Origin of the sequence: Mesorhizobium sp. AR02, assembly GCF_024746835.1 — a bacterium.
GTDB lineage: Bacteria > Pseudomonadota > Alphaproteobacteria > Rhizobiales > Rhizobiaceae > Mesorhizobium.
Genome location: NZ_CP080531.1, coordinates 38,205 through 53,513, shown reverse-complemented (window position 1 = coordinate 53,513; position 15,309 = coordinate 38,205). Strand labels below are relative to the sequence as shown.

At 64.1% G+C, this 15,309-nt stretch carries 16 protein-coding genes; 9 read left to right on the top strand and 7 right to left on the bottom strand.

Annotation, left to right across the window (positions count from 1 at the left end; all coding sequences use genetic code 11):
* Positions 1–45 precede the first annotated feature (45 nt).
* Both DBIPINDM_RS04945 and DBIPINDM_RS04940 read right to left on the bottom strand, forming a co-directional pair.
* A complete protein-coding gene (locus tag DBIPINDM_RS04945) occupies positions 46–1,122 on the bottom strand; it encodes a glycosyltransferase (RefSeq protein ID WP_258584691.1) in 1,077 nt (358 codons plus the stop codon).
* Positions 1,123–1,268: 146 nt separating this feature from the next.
* Entirely contained in the window at positions 1,269–1,559 is a 291-nt protein-coding gene (locus DBIPINDM_RS04940) for a muconolactone Delta-isomerase family protein (protein WP_258584690.1), read from the bottom strand.
* A gap of 103 nt (positions 1,560–1,662) precedes the next feature.
* Between DBIPINDM_RS04940 and DBIPINDM_RS04935 the strand changes: the two genes are divergently transcribed.
* Positions 1,663–2,547 (top strand): LysR substrate-binding domain-containing protein, encoded by an 885-nt coding sequence (locus DBIPINDM_RS04935; protein ID WP_258584689.1) that lies wholly within the window; start codon positions 1,663–1,665, stop codon positions 2,545–2,547.
* Positions 2,548–2,758: 211 nt separating this feature from the next.
* Here the strand turns inward: DBIPINDM_RS04935 and DBIPINDM_RS04930 are convergent, their stop codons facing one another.
* Positions 2,759–3,370: a TIGR00730 family Rossman fold protein gene (locus DBIPINDM_RS04930; protein ID WP_258584688.1), complete on the bottom strand. Its 612-nt coding sequence runs from the start codon at positions 3,368–3,370 to the stop codon at positions 2,759–2,761.
* A 143-nt stretch (positions 3,371–3,513) separates the two neighbouring features.
* Here DBIPINDM_RS04930 and DBIPINDM_RS04925 point away from each other — a divergent pair, with 143 nt between their 5' ends.
* Positions 3,514–5,154, top strand: coding sequence for a LysM peptidoglycan-binding domain-containing protein (locus DBIPINDM_RS04925; RefSeq protein ID WP_258584687.1), 1,641 nt, complete (start codon positions 3,514–3,516; stop codon positions 5,152–5,154).
* A 13-nt stretch (positions 5,155–5,167) separates the two neighbouring features.
* Here the strand turns inward: DBIPINDM_RS04925 and DBIPINDM_RS04920 are convergent, their stop codons facing one another.
* Positions 5,168–5,965, bottom strand: coding sequence for an NAD(P)H-dependent oxidoreductase (locus DBIPINDM_RS04920; protein ID WP_258584686.1), 798 nt, complete (start codon positions 5,963–5,965; stop codon positions 5,168–5,170).
* A gap of 94 nt (positions 5,966–6,059) precedes the next feature.
* Between DBIPINDM_RS04920 and DBIPINDM_RS04915 the strand changes: the two genes are divergently transcribed.
* The 4 genes from DBIPINDM_RS04915 (at position 6,060) to DBIPINDM_RS04900 (ending at position 9,751) form a co-directional block, all read left to right on the top strand.
* Positions 6,060–6,992: a LysR family transcriptional regulator gene (locus DBIPINDM_RS04915; protein WP_258584685.1), complete on the top strand. Its 933-nt coding sequence runs from the start codon at positions 6,060–6,062 to the stop codon at positions 6,990–6,992.
* A 67-nt stretch (positions 6,993–7,059) separates the two neighbouring features.
* Positions 7,060–7,407 (top strand): ArsR/SmtB family transcription factor, encoded by a 348-nt coding sequence (locus DBIPINDM_RS04910; RefSeq protein WP_258584684.1) that lies wholly within the window; start codon positions 7,060–7,062, stop codon positions 7,405–7,407.
* A 25-nt stretch (positions 7,408–7,432) separates the two neighbouring features.
* Entirely contained in the window at positions 7,433–9,316 is a 1,884-nt protein-coding gene (locus tag DBIPINDM_RS04905; protein ID WP_258584683.1) for an ABCB family ABC transporter ATP-binding protein/permease, read from the top strand.
* An 87-nt stretch (positions 9,317–9,403) separates the two neighbouring features.
* Complete coding sequence (locus DBIPINDM_RS04900; RefSeq protein WP_095770695.1) at positions 9,404–9,751, top strand: antibiotic biosynthesis monooxygenase; 348 nt, start codon at positions 9,404–9,406, stop codon at positions 9,749–9,751.
* A 1-nt stretch (position 9,752) separates the two neighbouring features.
* On the opposite strand, the gene DBIPINDM_RS04895 is transcribed toward DBIPINDM_RS04900, so the two are convergent.
* Positions 9,753–10,616, bottom strand: a complete 864-nt coding sequence (locus DBIPINDM_RS04895; RefSeq protein ID WP_258584682.1) for an SMP-30/gluconolactonase/LRE family protein — start codon at positions 10,614–10,616, stop codon at positions 9,753–9,755.
* Positions 10,617–10,630: 14 nt separating this feature from the next.
* On the opposite strand from DBIPINDM_RS04895, the gene DBIPINDM_RS04890 reads away from it, so the two are divergent.
* The 3 genes from DBIPINDM_RS04890 to DBIPINDM_RS04880 are packed head-to-tail and all read left to right on the top strand — an operon-like array spanning position 10,631 to position 12,472.
* Positions 10,631–10,918 carry a hypothetical protein gene (locus tag DBIPINDM_RS04890; RefSeq protein ID WP_258584681.1) on the top strand — a complete coding sequence of 96 codons (288 nt, stop codon included), beginning with the start codon at positions 10,631–10,633 and terminating at the stop codon, positions 10,916–10,918.
* A gap of 33 nt (positions 10,919–10,951) precedes the next feature.
* The gene (locus tag DBIPINDM_RS04885; RefSeq protein ID WP_258584680.1) at positions 10,952–11,650 is read left to right on the top strand and encodes a phosphatidylserine decarboxylase; all 699 of its coding nucleotides are present in this window, start codon (positions 10,952–10,954) and stop codon (positions 11,648–11,650) included.
* Between the two features lie 3 nt (positions 11,651–11,653).
* Complete coding sequence (locus tag DBIPINDM_RS04880) at positions 11,654–12,472, top strand: CDP-alcohol phosphatidyltransferase family protein (protein WP_258584679.1); 819 nt, start codon at positions 11,654–11,656, stop codon at positions 12,470–12,472.
* A 4-nt stretch (positions 12,473–12,476) separates the two neighbouring features.
* On the opposite strand, the gene DBIPINDM_RS04875 is transcribed toward DBIPINDM_RS04880, so the two are convergent.
* Together DBIPINDM_RS04875 and DBIPINDM_RS04870 are read right to left on the bottom strand one after the other, a co-directional pair.
* On the bottom strand, positions 12,477–14,699 hold the full coding sequence (locus tag DBIPINDM_RS04875; RefSeq protein ID WP_258584678.1) for an AMP-binding protein: 2,223 nt from the start codon (positions 14,697–14,699) through the stop codon (positions 12,477–12,479).
* A 139-nt stretch (positions 14,700–14,838) separates the two neighbouring features.
* Positions 14,839–15,246, bottom strand: coding sequence for a tautomerase family protein (locus DBIPINDM_RS04870; protein WP_258584677.1), 408 nt, complete (start codon positions 15,244–15,246; stop codon positions 14,839–14,841).
* Positions 15,247–15,309: the final 63 nt, after the last annotated feature.

Genomic DNA, 15,309 nt, shown 5'->3' with positions numbered 1-15,309 from the left:
TTTCCAGAATGCTGTTCCTCGTCAATTGGTCCGGCATAGATTCAGTCAGCTGCCTGTTTTGGGCAACCACGCCTTGAGCCCAATCGCCAGCCGCTTTGTCACCGCGCCGGTTACGGTTCGCCAGTCGAGCGGCCAGCACAGATAGCAGACGCGCAGCATCTCCGTGAGACCCGGCGGCGGGCTGGCGAGCATGCGCGCGACGATGCCATGGGCCAGCTGCCTTGCCGCAACCGCATCCTCCGTGCGCCGGCAGGGCCGTGACGCTGCGAGGAAGGCGTTGAGCACGCCAAGCAACTTGCCGTAGGCGGCGGCGCGTCGGTCGACGGCAATCACGTGCCCGCGGATGAACTGGGTCAGGTCCTGGGCGAAGGCGTCGTCATAAAGGTCATAGGTCAGGCCGAGGCGCGCCCATGATGCCTGGCGGATCGGATGCGTGCGATTGCGGGCATTCGTTGCGTTTGTCGCGGTCAGGCCGAGTGCGTTCAGCCGGTAGCGCGTCAGCGGCTCGGCAAGATTTCGCGCCCGGCACAAAGGCAGCATGTCGAACCACAGATAATGGTCCTGCGAGACCAGTTCATCGATCCTGTAGCGCCCGGCGGCCTCAAAGCAGCCGCGGCGATAGGCGATCGTCGAATGGTAGAAGGGATTGTGGAACAGGATCGTCCAGCGGATCTCCAGATCCGTCTCGGGCATAAGCTGCGCGCCGACGACGCGGTCGGCTTCGTCGATCAGCGTCACCGCATGTCCGACGAGGCCAAGTTCGCTATCCTCGTCCAGGGCCGCGACCAGTCGCCCGACATGCGCAGGCTCGGCGATATCGTCCGCGTCGAGGCGCAGGATGATCTCGCCTCGGGCCGTCTCGATGCCGCGGTTGGCGGCGGCTGCGGTGCCGAGATTGGTCGGGTTGGTGACCAGCCGGATGCGCGGATCGCGACGCGCCAGCTCCTGGAAGACTGCGTCCTGGCCCGTGCCGTCATCGACAATGACGAGTTCGAAATCGTCGAACTCCTGGGTCAGGATGCTGTTGACCGCGGCATCGAGAAAGCGCTGGTCCGTATAGACGGTCATGACGACGGAAGCGCGTGGAACGCGATCCGCATCGCCGCCTGTTCTGTCTACCACCGTTCAATCCCCCTTGCCCATCTCCCCGATAACCAACCAGGAGATTCGCCGCAAATGGAAATCGCCGGAGCGTCCGCGAGGCTTCTACGTTGCTGCTCGACCAGCGGCCGGCGGTGAGCGCCGTCGACCGCTCCGTCTGATGCGGTTCAGCGCTTCGGCCCAAAACCGGGGTAGGGGTTGAGCGGCACGATCGCGGCGATGTCCATCATGCCGGCCTTGATCAGTGGCAGAGTGGCGAGATGGCCGCGCACCTCGGCGTCGTCTGATGCCTCGAACATCATGCCGCTGCCGGGAATGTCGCCACGGTTCCAGACCTGGCGCACCGCGCCCTCGGCGTAGAGCGTGCGCCGCTGTTCGGCCTCGCCGGGCAGAAGTGGTGCAAAGTCGGCGTCTCCGGACTTTGCGGTGTTGCGGGTGAGAAGGGCAAAGAACTGCATGTCGGTCTCCTTTGGTTGGGATGGCCGACTATCCCTGTGGCTGGTCAGACTGTCCAAGACTGATTAAGCTAAAGTTGAGACCTATAGAGACTTGAAGAGAAAAATGTTCGACCTGCGCCAGCTCCGCTACTTCATCACTGTCGCCGAAACCGGCAATGTCGGTCGTGCGGCCGAACTGCTGCATATTTCGCAATCGCCGCTCAGCCGGCAGATCATGCAGCTCGAGCAGCAGCTGGGCGTCGCTCTGTTCGAACGGGCAAAGCAGCGGGTTCATCTCAATGCCGAGGGCCGCGCCTTCCTCACCGAGGCCCGCGCGCTGCTCGCCAATGCACTGCGCGTGGAGGAGTTCGGTCGCAACCTCGCCAGCGGCGCGGTCGGCCGTCTCGCCATCGGCTATGTCGAGGGTGCGGTGCATGCCGGGCTGGTCGCCGACATGCTCAGGCAATTCCGCCGCGAGCGGCCCGATTTCCATCTTCAGCTCAGGAGCCGGCGCACGGCGGCGCAGTTCGACGATTTGCGGCAGCGCGTGCTCGACCTCGGCTTCGTCTACGCTCCGGCCCCGGTCGGCGATCCGGACATCGACAGCATGCTGGTGCGGCGCGAGCCGCTGGTGCTGGCGATCCCCGAAGATGACCCGCTTGTCCAGTTGTCGGACATCAGGCCGCACCATCTCGATGGCCGCACCTGGATCACCGTGGTACGCCAGCCTGACGACACCAATCGCGGCCAATTCCTGGCCGCCTGCGCCAAGGCCGGCTTTCTGCCCGATATCGCCTATGAAACAGCCGATCCACTGACCTCGCTCGGCCTGGTCAGCGCCGGCCTTGGCCTGGCGACGGTGCAATCCAGCCTGCGTGCCGCCGCACCGCCACGGATCGTGTTCCGCGATCTGCCATGGTTCGACCGCACGGTCTCGATTCACCTGGCTTGGCGGCGACAGGATCGGCGCGCGGTGATTGGGGATTTGCGGAGGGCAGTAGGGCAGTAGGGCAGTAGGGCAGTAGGGCAGTAGGGCAGTAGGGCAGTAGGGCAGTAGGGCAGTAGGGCAGTAGGGCAGTAGGGCAGTAGGGCAGTAGGGCAGTAGGGCAGTAGGGCAGTAGGGCAGTAGGGCAGTAGGGCAGTAGGGCAGTAGGGCAGTAGGGCAGTAGGTACTGTCTTTCCCTGCTGCCTTAATGCCCTATTCCCTTACTCCCCTAACCTTACATCTTGTCTATCACCGACTGCACGCCCTCGGTCGGGGCGTCGACGGAGGAGCCTGCCACCATTATGGCGGCGACGATGGCCTCCGGGTCGTTGACGACCAGCGGCTTGACCCGTTGCGCGGTGTGGATAAAGCCCTCTGCCGCCATGTGATCAAGCAACGACAGCATCGGATCCCAGAATCCGTTGATATTGCCAAAGACGATCGGTTTGCGGTGATGGCCGAGCTGCCCCCAGGTCATGATTTCAACGATCTCCTCGACTGTGCCGATGCCGCCGGGCAACGCCACAAAGGCGTCGGATTTCTCGAACATCCTGTGTTTGCGCTCGTGCATGTTGTCGGTGATGAGGAGTTCATCGAGCCGGTCGAGCGCGGTTTCTGTTGCTTCCTTGTTGATCAGGAAGCGGGGAATGATGCCTGTCACCTTGCCGCCGGCCTTGAGCGCGCCTTCGGCTACGGCGCCCATAATGCCTTTGGTGCCGCCGCCATAGACCAGCCGCAGGCCCGCTTTGGCAATTGAGCGGCCAAGCAGGTGTCCGGCCTTCGCATAGATTTCATCGCGGCCCGGAGACGAGCCGCAATAGACGCAGACGGATCGAATCGTGTTCATACCGATGATTGGTGATTGGGTCTGAAAGCGCGGTCAAGCCCCAGGGGCCAACGAGCCGGGGCTTTTTCTTGTCGGTCCGTTTTTCTTGTCGGTCTTGGCAAAACACGCTAGACCGGCATTAGGTGGCTAAGGGGTAGGGAAATATGGCAATTAATCCATTGAAGGCGTTCCTGTTCGCGGCGGGTGGGACCGTCGCGGCCGCGGGAACCGCCTATGTATCGGGCGCACTCGACCCGTATCTTCATCCAACGCCGCCGGCGCAGGTCGCGGCCTTGACGCCGCCGGCTGCGCCGAAACCGGCTGATCCCGGCACGGAAGGGCGATTGCCAGCGCCGGCGGTGCCGGCTGCTCCGGCCGCGGCGCCGCAGACGGCGGCCCCGGCCGCGCCTGCAACGGAGGCTCCGGCAGCACCAGCAACCGATGCGGCGGCTCCGGCCACGCCAGCAGCGGCCGGCCCGATCGCACCGACTTTCGATGTCGTGCGCGTCGAGAGCAATGGTTCGATCGTCATTGCCGGCAATGCAGCGCCCAATTCAAAGGTCCAGATCCTGAACGGCACAACCGTGCTCGGTTCAACGGTGGCGGGCCCCGATGGCGCCTTTGTCATCGTGCTCGACGATCCGCTGAAGCCGGGCGACTACACAATTGCACTGCGTTCGGCGGTCGGCACGGTGGTGACCGTCTCGGTGCAGACCGCCGTCGTTTCGGTTCCCAAGGATGCTGCCGGCCAGGTGCTGGCCATGGTCGAAGAGCCTGGCAAACCGGCTGAACTGCTGACGGTTCCGGCGCCCGAGACCAAACCGGCAGCACCTGCCACCGGCGACCAGGCTGCCGCGCCGGCTGCACCGGCGGCGGCTCCGGCCGCCGAAGCGCCCGCAGCTGCTGCCCCGGCGCCAGCCGCACCGGCACCCGCACCGGCCGTTGTCGAGGCTGCACCGGCTCCGGCCGCGCCGGCAACACCACCCGCCGCAGCCGTGGCCGAACCCAAGATCGTTGTCGAGGCGGTCGAGATCGACGGCAAAAAGATCTTTGTCGCCGGCCTCGCCGATCCGGGCCGCAAGGTGCGCGCCTATGCCAACGACATCCTGCTCGGTGACGCGCAGACATCGCCGGACGGTCATTTCCTCGTCGAGGCGACGCGCGACATTCCGGTCGGCAGTTACACCATCCATGTCGACGGCCTCGATGCCGACGGCGTGAAGGTGGTGGCCCGCGCCGCCGTGCCGTTCGAGCGTGAGCCGGGCGAAGCGGTTGCCGCGGTGGCGCCCGCCGGGACCAAGCCAGCGGATGCCAAGCCAGCAGAGACCAAGCCGGCCGCACCTGCCGCCGCTGAAGCCCCTGCCGCCCCTGCCGTTGTTGCGGCTGCCCCGGCCGAGCCCGCTCCGGCGCCCGCGGCACCTGCCGCCGAGGCACCGGCGTTTGCCGCCGCTCCGGCGGAGACGGCACCGGCGCCGGCTGCGCCCGCCACCGAGGCTCCGGCCGTTGTCGCTGCGGCCACGCCGCCAAGCGATGTGCCGGAGGTCGTGTCACCCAAGCTCGAACATGCCGACGGCGCCGTCATCATCCGCCGCAACGACACGCTGTGGCGGATTTCGCGGCGCGTTTACGGCCATGGCGTGCGCTATTCGACCATCTACCTGGCCAACCAGGACCAGATCAGGGATCCCAATCGCATCTGGCCAGGCCAGGTGTTCAAGGTGCCGGAAAAGTCCAAGGAAGGCGAAGCCGCCGACCTCAAGGCAATGGGCGAGCAGGCGACGACGGCGCCGACCAAGCCGGAGTAGAAGTCCACCTCGATCAGCTGGCATCGCCTGCTTGGTTGGAGTGAAGCGTGAAACCGGTTGCGCCGGGATCGCCCAGTTCAGGGCGGAGATTCATACTCGGGATGAGATAATCTCCGCCATTTTGCCGACGGTATGGGATGGGTGGCGTCGTTGCCAGTGTCCGCATCCTGTCACGCAGGCATTCGGCCACGGGTTCGAAGCCAGCCTCTTCGAGACGATCGACCTTGTAGACCACGAACGGCGGAAGCACGTCGTATCCCGGGTAATAGAGGATCCCGTGATTGATCGGGAACAGCAGGTCGTCGATAGGTCCGTTGATCCCGCGCGGCGTATAGTGCTCTTCCCAACCTCCAGCGGTCACGATCAGCATCGCGCGTTTTCCGACAAGGGTCCCCTCACCATAGCGATCGCCCCAGCGCCGATCGCTATGCTCACCAACGCCATAGGCGAATCCGTAGGCGAACACACGGTCGACCCAGCCCTTGAGGATCGCCGGCATGGCGAACCACCACAGCGGGAACTGCAGGATCAAGGTGTCGGCCCACAGGAGTTTCTCGATCTCGGCCTTAACATCCCCGGTTAGCGTGTTGCCTTCGAAACCCTTCTTGGAAGCCGCGACCGGGATGAATCGCGAATCAGGTGCCAGCGATGGGAAGTCAGCGCGATCGACTTCGGATTTCCAGCCATCGGCGTACAGGTCCGATACGCGCACCTCATGCCCTTGGGCTTCGAGCTCCTTGATGGCGACGTCACGAAGGGCGCCGCTCAGCGAGCGTGGTTCAGGGTGAGCGAAGACAAGCAGGACTTTCATGGGGTCAGATCCGATATTGAGGAGACTGACGGGAAGGTAGCCAATGGCGGTACGATCCACTATATGCAGGTAATGCATAATATTGTGCCGAATAATGGATAAGTCCGACATTACATTCGAGCGTATGCGCACCTTCATTCGCGTGGCCGAACGTGGCAGCCTGTCAGCCGTCGCGCGGGAATTTGGGGTAGGGCAATCAACGATCACGCGGCAGGTGCGTGAGCTCGAAGAGGCGGTCGGCGTGCCTTTGCTCAGCAGAACGACCCGGCGGGTGACAATGACCGCCGAAGGCAGCCGCTATTATGCCAACAGCGTTCAGATCCTGCGCCTCGTCGAACAGGCCAGCGATGAGGCCCGGGGCACGCGTGGCGCGCCCGCCGGCACGATCCGGATAAGCTGTACGGCGGCCTTCGGTGTCTTGCACGTCAGCCGGCTGATCTTCGCTTTTCAGGACCGTCATCCTGACATCGGGGTTGACCTCAGCCTCACGGATGAGCGGGTGGATCTCGTCCGCGAGGGTGTCGACATCGCGCTTCGCCTGGGGCCGCTCACGGACAGCTCGTTGAAGCTGCGGGCCCTCGGCCAGTCGCGGCGTCTGCTCGTGGCATCTCCGGATTATCTGGCGGCGCGGGGAAGACCGTCTGTCCCTTCGGATCTGTCCCGGCATGAGGGCATCCGGATGTCGAACGTGGCGGGCAGCGAAACGCTTGCTTTGCAGGGCGCCGGCGGCGAACGCCATATGGTGCCTTTCGCGGGGCGACTGCGTATCGATCATGGGCTTGCCGCGCGACAGGCCATGGTTGCCGCTCGAGGGATCGCGCCGGCGCATCGATGGCTTGTGGACGATCTTCTGGCGGCGGGCTTGCTCGAGACGATCCTGGCGGATTATTCGCTGACGTCCGTCCCGCTGAACATGTTGATTGTCCCGGAGCGCGCGGGCGTCGCCAGGGTGCGCTTGCTGGTCGAGTTTCTGGCGGAACAGATTGCCGCTATTCCAGGGATCGAGAAATCCATACCGGAGCACTAGCCGCCGTCGGATCTGCCCGGAAGAGTAGCTTGCGGCGGTGCCGTCCATCGTCTATCGCCGATGAACGATGACAGAATCCACCCTTGAACCAGACCGCATTACCAGCGCTCTACCCAACTGCATCTCCGACAGCCGCGCTGTCGCGGCGCGATTCGCGGCGTTGTCGCATCCGGCACGGATTGAGATACTGAAGCACCTCTCGGCCAGCAATTCCTGCTGCTGCCGTGAAGTGGTCGATCGTTTCGATCTGGCGCAGTCAACCGTCTCGCAGCATCTGAAAATATTGGTCGAGGCCGGTCTGGTCCGCTTCGAGCCCGACCGCCAGCGCTCGCGCTATGCGGTCGATCATGCCGCGCTCGCCAACCTGTCGGCATCGCTGAATGCGCTCGTCAATTCCTGCTGCTCCGGCCGCTGACCCTCTCACCCAAAAGGCAAGAAAAGTGGTCGAAAAAACCGTCTCCGCCGACACCTCAACGCTCACGACATTGCGCAACCTCTGGCCCTATATGTGGCCGGCCGACCGCGCCGATCTGAGGGCGCGCGTCACCTGGGCGACACTGCTGCTGGTCGTCGCCAAGGTGACGCTGGTCGCCGGCCCCTATTTCTTCAAATGGGCAACCGATGCGCTGGCGGGCGGCTCCAAGGTGCCACCGCCGCTGCCTTCTTTCATGCTCGCCCCGGTGATGCTGGTTATTGCCTACAACGTGCTGAGGCTCGTCCAGCTCGGCTTCAACCAGTTGCGCGATGCGCTGTTTGCCCGCGTTGGCCAGCATGCGGTGCGCCAGCTCGCCTTCCGCACCTTCGTGCATATGCATCAGCTGTCGCTGCGCTTTCATCTGGAGCGCCGCACCGGTGGCCTGTCGCGCATCATCGAGCGCGGCACCAAGGGCATCGAAACGATCGTGCGTTTCATCATGCTGAACACGGCGCCGACCATTCTCGAATTCGCGCTGACCGCCGGCATATTCGGCTTCACCTATGGCTGGAAATACGTGGCCGTGGTGGCGGCTACCGTTTGCCTCTATGTCTGGTTCACGGTCAAAGCGAGCGACTGGCGCATCTCGATCCGCCGCGACATGAACGACAGCGATACCGACGCCAACACCAAGGCGATCGACTCGCTGCTCAATTTCGAGACGGTCAAGTATTTCACCAATGAGCGCATGGAGGCCGAGCGCTTCGACCGCTCGATGGCGCGCTACGAGATCGCCGCCACCAAGACCTGGACCTCGCTCGGTTGGCTGAACTTCGGCCAGGGCGTCATCTTCGGCCTCGGCACGGTCGTCGTCATGTGCATGTCGGCGCTGGAGGTGCAGGCCCATACACAGACGGTCGGCGACTTCGTCTTCATCAACGCCATGCTGGTGCAGCTTTCCGTACCGCTCAACTTCATCGGCTTCATCTACCGTGAAATCCGGCAAGGGTTGACCGACATCGAGCACATGTTCGACCTGCTCGACGTGCCGCAGGAGATCGTCGACAAGCCGGATGCCAGGCCGTTGGTCGTCGGCGCCGGCAAGGTCGAGTTCCGCGACGTGCATTTCTCCTATGATCCGAACCGCAAGATCCTGAAAGGCGTCAGCTTCGAGGTGCCGGCCGGCAAGACCGTCGCCATCGTCGGGCCGTCGGGCGCTGGCAAGTCGACCATCTCGCGCCTGCTGTTCCGCTTCTACGACGTGCAGGCCGGCCAGGTGTTGATCGACGGCCAGGATATCAGGGAGGTCACCCAGGACAGCCTGCGCGCGATGCTCGGCATGGTGCCGCAGGACACGGTGCTGTTCAACGACACCATCGCCTACAACATCCGTTACGGCGGCGTCGGTGCGAGCGAAGAGGAGGTGCGCAAGGCAGCCGAACTCGCGCAGATCGGGCCGTTCATCGAGAAGCTGCCCGACGGCTACAAGTCGATGGTCGGCGAGCGCGGGCTGAAACTCTCGGGTGGCGAGAAGCAGCGTGTCGCGATTGCCCGCACAATCCTGAAAGCACCGCCGATCCTGATGCTCGACGAAGCCACCTCGGCGCTGGACAGCCACACCGAGCAGGAGATCCAGGCCGCGCTCGATCTCGTCAGCAAGGGCCGCACCACCATCGTGATTGCCCACCGGCTGTCGACGGTGATTTCCGCTGACGAAATCATCGTGCTGAAGGATGGCCAGATCGCCGAGCGTGGCACCCATGTCGAATTGATGCGCAAGCACGGCCTCTATGCTTCGATGTGGGACCGCCAGCGCGAGGCGACCGAGGCCGAGGAGCGTCTGCGCCTCGCCCGCGAGGGCGACGAACTCGGCGTCATCGTTCGCCGGCGGACGTCGGAGGTAAATTGATTTTTGCGCTTGACCTCAACTTAAGTTGAGATTGTACGCCGTTCCTGGAGCCCGAAAACACCATCATCCAGGAACGGAACAATTGAAATGAACGACATAAATCAGAATGTTAACGGCGGCAGCGTGTTCAGGGTGGACAAGTTCGTCGTCCCCGCCGCTGCCCGCGAGGAGATCCTCGTCAAGGTCAGGACGACGCACGAATTGCTGCGCCAGCAGCAGGGTTTCGTGCAGGATTTCCTGCTCGAGCAATTTTCGGGGCCGGGCGAATTCAACCTGGTGACGATCGTCGAATGGGAAAGCCAGGCGGCCGTCGACAAGGTCGTACCGATCGTCAAGGCCGCGCATGAGCGCATCGCCTTCAATCCGCAGGAGACGATCGCCCGGCTTGGGGTGCGCGCCGACATCGCCAATTATCAGCGCATTCCCGAGGCGTAGCTTACGGCCAGCCGACGCCAGGGGCCGGCGCTTCGACGCTGAGCACCTGACCGGTGCGGGCGTCGCTGACCATGTGCTCGAAGCCGCGCCACTCGGCGGCGACGATGAACAGCGTTTGCCTCTCCGCGCCGCCCAGCATGCAGGCAAAACAGCCGCGATCGACCGTGACGGTCTGCAGCACCTCGCCGCCCTCGCGCACCCGCACGCAGTGCTTGTTGGGAACATCCGCGTACCAGACCGCGCCTTCAGCATCGAGGCAGATGCCGTCGGGAAAGCCGTCAAGATCGGCCCAGGCGCGCCGGTTGGCGAGACGGCCGTTGGCGGCGATATCGAAGGCGGTCAGCCGGTTGGCATGGGATTCGGCAAGGATCAGCGTCTTGTTGTCCGCGGTCACCGCCATGCCGTTGGCGAAGGCGATGTTGTCGGCCACTTGCCGGACCGCACCGTCCGGCGTGATCAGCACGATGGTGCCCGGGCCGAAATACTCACCGGCAGCCGGCGCCGGCCCGCCGCCATTGACATAGATGTTGCCGCGCCCGTCGACGACGATCTCGTTCCATGGGCTTTTCGACAAGCCGCGCAAATCGGTATGGGTGACGAGCCTGCCATCAGCTTCCTGCCGCAGCAGCAGGCCTTCCCGACCTGAGACGACAAGCGGACGGCCGTCCGGCAGCCAGTTGATGGAGTAAGGCAGGACAGCCGGCACGGTGAGCATGATTTCGCGATTGCCGTCGGCATCGACCGCGATGATCTCACCAGTGCCCCAATTGCAGACCCACAGGCGTCCGTCATGCCAGCGCGGCGATTCCCAGAAGGCGAGGCCTGCGGTAACGAGGCGCGCCGGGTTGACCGATTGTATCCGCATTACGGAACTCCCTGTTGCGCGTCATCATGGCTGAAAAGGCCTTGGAAGGACGCTGTCTCACTAAGGACGGGCGAGGGGTCTTCTTTCCGACAGCCGCCCTGTCATTTCGTTCAGGAAAAATTGCCGATAGGGCGTCGGCACCGCATGACGGCGGCTTGTTCGTTGTCGCCGGTATCGACCCGCGGGTCTTGATCGTGCCGCCAATATCGCACGTGCCGTTGCCCATCGTCGCGCCCGCCAACCGCAGCCAATGCGGCGTCGCCGATTGTTGCGTTGCGGCGAAGGGGGCTTTCGGCTATTGAGGCCGGACTTGAAACGGAGCCCGTTTATACCCGATGAGCCTTGTCGATACGGTCAAGAACGCGTTCGTACCGATCCATCGTGAAGGCTATCCCTTCATCGCGGCCTTTGGCGCTGCAACGCTTTTCCTCGGCTATTTCTCCTCGATCCTATTCTGGATCGGCCTGATCCTGACCGCCTGGTGCGTCTATTTCTTCCGCGATCCCGAGCGCGTCACGCCGGTCGACGACCGCCTGGTGGTCAGCCCCGCCGACGGCATCATTTCGGCGGTTGGACCGGCGGTGCCGCCGCGTGAACTCGGCCTCGGCACTATCGAGATGACCCGCATCTCGGTGTTCATGAATGTCTTTTCCTGCCATGTGAACCGCGCCCCGGTGCGCGGCCGTATCGCCAAGATCGAGCATCGGCCGGGAAAATTCCTCAATGCCGAACTCGACAAGGCCAGCACCGAGAACGAGCGCAACGGCCTGGTCATCGAAAGCCCCAACGGCACGGTTGCCGCCGTCCAGATCGCCGGCCTGGTGGCGCGGCGCATCGTTTGCTGGGCCGAGGCCGGCGGCTCGATCGGCACCGGTGAGCGTTTCGGCCTGATCCGCTTCGGCTCGCGCGTCGATGTCTTCCTGCCTTTGACCGCGACGCCCCGTGTTGCCGTTGGCCAGACAGCGGTCGGCGGTGAAACCGTGCTCGCCGAATTCGGCGGCGTCGCAGGCACCCCGCTCGTCAGGATTTCGTAGACGGTGGGCGCCCCCTTCAAGAAATTCGAGGCCCATGCCAGCGGCGGCCCTCGCATCCGCGAGATCCCGATGCGCATGGTGTTGCCCAATCTGGTCACCGTGCTTGCGATCTGCGCCGGCCTGTCCGGCATCCGCTTCGGCTTCGAAGGCCGCTTCGAACCGGCGGTGGTGATGGTGCTGCTGGCCGCCTTCCTCGACGGCATCGATGGCCGCCTGGCGCGCATGCTGAAGGCGACCTCCAAATTCGGCGCGCAGATGGATTCGCTGGCCGACATCGTCAATTTCGGTGTCGCCCCGGCCCTGGTGCTCTATGCCTTCCTGCTCGACCGCGCCGGCTCGCCGGGCTGGATCGCGGCGCTTCTGTTTGCCATCGCCTGCGGGCTCAGGCTTGCCCGCTTCAACGTGCTCGACGACGAGAAGGCCGAGCGCCCCCTATGGCAGTCCGAGTATTTCGTCGGTGTGCCCGCACCGGCGGGCGCGGTGCTGGTGATGCTGCCGCTCTATCTCTATTTCCTGCGGCTCGGGGTGGAGCCAAGCCGCCCGGCAGCCTTTGTCGCCACCGGCTTCACTATCCTGGTCGCCTTCCTTCTGGTCAGCCGGCTGCCGGTCTATTCCGGCAAGAGCATCAAGATCCCTGGCGACAGGGTGCTGCCGGTCATTCTGGCCGTGGTGCTCTACGTCCTCTTGCTGATGACCTATCCCTGGTACACGCTGACGGCCTCGGTCGCGGGCTATCTGATCTTCCTGCCGTTTTCCGTGCGCGCCTACTCCAAGCGGGCCAAGCTCGAGGGCGAGAAAGTGCCGCCTTCGGACATAGGTTAGAACCCTACGCCGCGACACCCAGTCCCAGCCTGTCGATCGCCAGCTTCCTGGTCGAGACATAGTCGGTCTTGCCGGAACCAAGCACCGGGATTTCTTCCACCTTGACGATGTCGTTGGGTACCATCAGTTCGGCGGCCCCGGCCTTCTTGCCGAACTGACGCAGCTCTTCGGGATTGGCATCGTCGGCGGTGGTGACCAGCACGATGCGCTCGCCGCGCCTTTTGTCGGGCACCGCCACCGCCGCATGGCGTTCTTCAGGCCACAGCGACTGCACCAGCATCTCGACCGCGCCCAGCGACACCATCTCGCCGGCGATCTTGGCAAAGCGCTTGGCGCGGCCGCGAATGGTGATGAAGCCTTCGCGGTCGACGGCGACGATGTCGCCGGTGTCGTGCCAGCCGGTCAGCGGCTGCAACTCACCGGGGCGGTCCGCGGTCATGTAACCCATCATCAAATTGGGTCCATCGAGCCACAATTGGCCGGCGTCCGAGATGCCCTCGACCGGTTCCAGTTTCATGCGCATCGCCGGCAACAGCCGGCCGACCGTACCGTCGCGGCCGTGGATGGCTGTGTTGACGGCAACCACGGGTGCGGCCTCGGTCAGCCCAAAGCCTTCGATGATCTCGGCCTGGAAGCGCTCGCGATAGACGCGGCGGGTTTCAGGCTTCACCGCCTCGGCGCCGGCAACGACGAAGCGCAGGCTGGAAAAATCGCCGTCCTTGGCGGTGCGCGCATAGTTGGCGAGGAAGGTGTCGGTGCCGAACATGATGGTCGGCTTCACCTTGCGCGCAATCTCGGGGATGATTTTGTAATGCAGCGGCGAGGGGTAGAGGAACAGCTTTACCCCGGTGACCAGCGGCAGGATGGTGCCGCCCGTCAGGCCGAAGGAATGGAACACCGGCAGCACGTTGAGCAGGATATCGGCCGGCGAGATGGTGATGCGCGCCTCGGCCTGCATGGCATTGGCGTAAAGGTTCTTTTGCGACAGGACTACCGCCTTTGGCGTGCCTTCCGAACCCGAGGTGAACAGGATCACCCCCGGCTTGGCCGCATCCTGCCGCTGCAGCGGCAAGCGCCACAGCAAGGCGGCGGCAAGCTTATCCAGCGCGGTGACGCTGGTCCGAATATCTTCCAGCCACAGCAGCCTGGCGCCGCCCTTTTCGACCGCGGCGACGATATCGGCGAGATCGGCCTTCTCGACGAAGGCGTGTGACGAGATGACGGTGCGGATGACGGCCGTGCGCACGGCTGCCGTGACGCTCGCCGGCCCAGCCGTGTAGTTGATCATCGCAGCCACCCGGCCCGCCGACAGAAGGCCGACAAATGACAGGACGACGCCATTGGCGTTGGGCAGCATCACCCCAACCGCTTCGCCCGGCGCCGTCACCGCCTCGAAGCGCCTGCCCAGCACGCGCGCGCCGATGAACATCTTGCGGTAGCTCAGCGCGCCCGAGATGACGTCTTCGATGATCGGATGCGAGGCGCCGACTCTGGCTGCCGCGTCACGCATGGCCAGGAACAGGCCGCGATCAAGGTTGGCGCCGAAAAGCCGCGCCTCGGCAACGCGGTCGAACAGCGCATTGGTGTTCGAGGCCTGATCCGGATTGCGCGCCACCAGTTCGGCGATGGTCATCGGCTCCAGCACACTGATCGACAGCTGAGGAAACCAGTGCCGCGGCGCCTTGTCCGCCGGCGTCAGCGACACTGGCAGGCTGCGCGCGCCGTCGACGAAAATCGGCACGATGCAGGCGTCGGCCTGCATGGCGATGCGGGTGACGGCGCGAAACAGGCGGAACGTCTTGACGTCGGGCTCGACCGCATCCGGCAGGTAGACGGCGAGCCGGCCCTTGCCCTTCAGCACACGCACCAGCCGGCGGCTGACAAAAAGATGTTCGGCATTGAAGGCAATGGTGCGGCCAAGCTCGCGCCAGGGTTCGAGCCAGGGTGAGCGCGCCGAGACCTCGTCGAGGATATGCAGCGTGTCGTCGGGCAGCAGCGACAGCATCAGCGCCGGTTCGAAGCGCGACTGGTGCGAGATGACGTAGATGACCGGGGCCTGCGTCTTGCGGGCGATGCTGATGCGATTGTCGCTGATCCGGTAGGCGAGCTTGAACGGCACATAAAGCAGCGCCTGGGTGAAGCGCGGGCCGAGACGGAATTTTTCGACCACGCCGATCAGCAGCCAGGCCACAACAAGACCCGCAAGCAGCGCCAGTGTCAGGATCATGCCGCGTCTCTCCCAACGATTTTTATCATGCAGCTCTTTTGCGGCCGCTTCGGGGCAGAGCCTAGCGGAAGTGGGCCGGAGGTCAATGTGGGAAGCGGCGGTGTTCCTTCTCCCGCCGGAGGGAGAAGGAACGAGGCCCTCATGCCGCCTTCAGCCGCCCGCTGATAAAGCGGAACTCCTGCGTCTTGCCGCCATAGCCATAGGCGGCTGCCGGCACTTCATGCACGAAGGCATAGCTTTCCTCGTGCACGCCGCCCAGCAGGCGGCCGAAGGCATCGAAGAGAGCCCTGAGATAGGCTTCCAGCTCGAGCTTGGTGTTGGTGCCGTCGACCACCTTGATATCCAGCCAGAACGTGTTGGTGCCATGCTCGGCCAGCGACTTGCCGCCCGCGAACCAGTGCTGCGGGTCGATATAGGTGACGGCAACGGCGGTGATCGTCGGATCCTTGCGCAACTGCGTAGCGGTGATCTCGGTGATTTCCTTGGCGATGCCGGCGGACAAAGCGGCGTCCGGCTTGCCGGTGACGCTGATGTTGATGATGGGCATTTTCTTCTCCTGGGTTTGAGCGGCGTCTGATCGCCGGTGGAGGGACAATGTCATTATCCGAGA

Excerpts from the sequence above, each read along its gene's own strand:
- DBIPINDM_RS04910 (WP_258584684.1), top strand. The coding sequence starts at position 7,060 with ATGACAGAATCCACCCTTGAACCAGACCGCATTACCAGCGCTCTACCC.
- DBIPINDM_RS04870 (WP_258584677.1), bottom strand. The coding sequence starts at position 15,246 with ATGCCCATCATCAACATCAGCGTCACCGGCAAGCCGGACGCCGCTTTG.
- DBIPINDM_RS04900 (WP_095770695.1), top strand. The coding sequence starts at position 9,404 with ATGAACGACATAAATCAGAATGTTAACGGCGGCAGCGTGTTCAGGGTG.
- DBIPINDM_RS04925 (WP_258584687.1), top strand. The coding sequence starts at position 3,514 with ATGGCAATTAATCCATTGAAGGCGTTCCTGTTCGCGGCGGGTGGGACC.
- DBIPINDM_RS04920 (WP_258584686.1), bottom strand. The coding sequence starts at position 5,965 with ATGAAAGTCCTGCTTGTCTTCGCTCACCCTGAACCACGCTCGCTGAGC.
- DBIPINDM_RS04930 (WP_258584688.1), bottom strand. The coding sequence starts at position 3,370 with ATGAACACGATTCGATCCGTCTGCGTCTATTGCGGCTCGTCTCCGGGC.
- DBIPINDM_RS04875 (WP_258584678.1), bottom strand. The coding sequence starts at position 14,699 with ATGATCCTGACACTGGCGCTGCTTGCGGGTCTTGTTGTGGCCTGGCTG.
- DBIPINDM_RS04915 (WP_258584685.1), top strand. The coding sequence starts at position 6,060 with ATGGATAAGTCCGACATTACATTCGAGCGTATGCGCACCTTCATTCGC.
- DBIPINDM_RS04935 (WP_258584689.1), top strand. The coding sequence starts at position 1,663 with ATGTTCGACCTGCGCCAGCTCCGCTACTTCATCACTGTCGCCGAAACC.
- DBIPINDM_RS04895 (WP_258584682.1), bottom strand. The coding sequence starts at position 10,616 with ATGCGGATACAATCGGTCAACCCGGCGCGCCTCGTTACCGCAGGCCTC.
- DBIPINDM_RS04885 (WP_258584680.1), top strand. The coding sequence starts at position 10,952 with ATGAGCCTTGTCGATACGGTCAAGAACGCGTTCGTACCGATCCATCGT.
- DBIPINDM_RS04940 (WP_258584690.1), bottom strand. The coding sequence starts at position 1,559 with ATGCAGTTCTTTGCCCTTCTCACCCGCAACACCGCAAAGTCCGGAGAC.